The 1,303-nt window shown below is 38.7% G+C and carries 1 protein-coding gene; it reads left to right on the top strand.

Annotated elements, in window-relative coordinates:
- On the top strand, positions 1-1,287 hold a 1,287-nt coding region (locus ACM0OS_RS28915; RefSeq protein ID WP_414546610.1), incomplete at its 5' end, for a transposase.
- Positions 1,288-1,303 lie beyond the last annotated feature (16 nt).

The raw sequence follows: 1,303 nt of genomic DNA, 5'->3' as shown, positions 1-1,303 counted from the left end.
ACGATACGGCAGTTGAGCCAGATCATCACGGCAATGTTAGCCATGAGTGGGCGAGTAACGATGTTGGGAATTTCGCGTTGGGCGCTTAGTGGTGGTAGTTATCGGACGGTAATCAGATTCTTTCGTACAGTCATACCGTGGGCAACGGTGTTCTGGGTGTTTTTTCGGCGGCATTTGTTTTGCCCAAATGATGTTTATTTGTTGGCAGGAGACGAAGTAGTAATAAGCAAAGCCGGGAAAAAGACCTATGGATTAGATAGGTTCTTTTCCAGTCTAATAAGTAAACCAATATCGGGTCTTTCTTTCTTTACATTATCATTAGTAAGTGTTCAACAAAGACACTCATTTCCAATTCAGATAGAACAGGTAATTAAGAGCGATGTAGAAAAAAGTATTGTCTCACCAAGCCCAGAAACAAAAGCATTAGAGAAACGTGGGCGCGGAAGACCAAAAGGAAGTAAGAACAAAAATAAACAGGAGGTGATTTTTACCCCTGAATTACTGAGAATTCAGAAGATGATTAATGAGCTATTTAAGTTAATAGCTAACTTTATTCCCCTCACTTACTTAGTCGTAGATGGTCACTTTGGGAACAATAATGCTTTGCAGATGGCTAGGCAGGTAAAATTACACATAATTTCCAAGTTGCGCCATGATTCTGCGTTATATATACCTTACCAACATTCTGACCCCAATCATCGTTCCCGGCGTAAATACGGAGATAAGCTGGACTGGCGTAATATACCTGATGAATATTTGTGTCAAAGTAGTATTGAATCAGATATCCAAACTGATATTTATCAAGCTACTTTACTGCACAAAGAATTTGCCCAGCCACTAAATGTAGTTATTTTGGTGAAAACCAATCTGAAAAATAATGCTCGCAGTCACGTAATTCTCTTTTCTAGTGACTTAACTTTATCATATGAAAAAATAATTGACTACTATAAACTGCGCTTCCAAATCGAATTTAATTTCCGGGATGCCAAACAGTTTTGGGGATTGGAAGATTTTATGAATAGGGGTCAAACTGCTGTGACTAATGCTGTAAATCTTTCATTTTTTATGGTCAATTTATCTCATTATCTTCTAGCTCAGTTTCGTGAAGACAATCCTGATTCTGGCATTGTTGATCTTAAGGCTTACTGTCGGGGTTTTCGATATGTTCGGGAAATGTTAAAAATGCTTCCAGAAGCACCAGAGCCTATTTTATTATCCCAGATTTTTGCCAAGCTTACCTCTCTTGGTCGTATTCACAATGCTTCTACAGCCATTGAACCCTCGTAATTTGGCTACAGTATTG

This window comes from Nostoc sp. CCY0012 (assembly GCF_963920855.1).
Taxonomy (GTDB): domain Bacteria; phylum Cyanobacteriota; class Cyanobacteriia; order Cyanobacteriales; family Nostocaceae; genus Cyanocohniella.
This window is presented reverse-complemented; position numbering and strand designations above follow the sequence as displayed.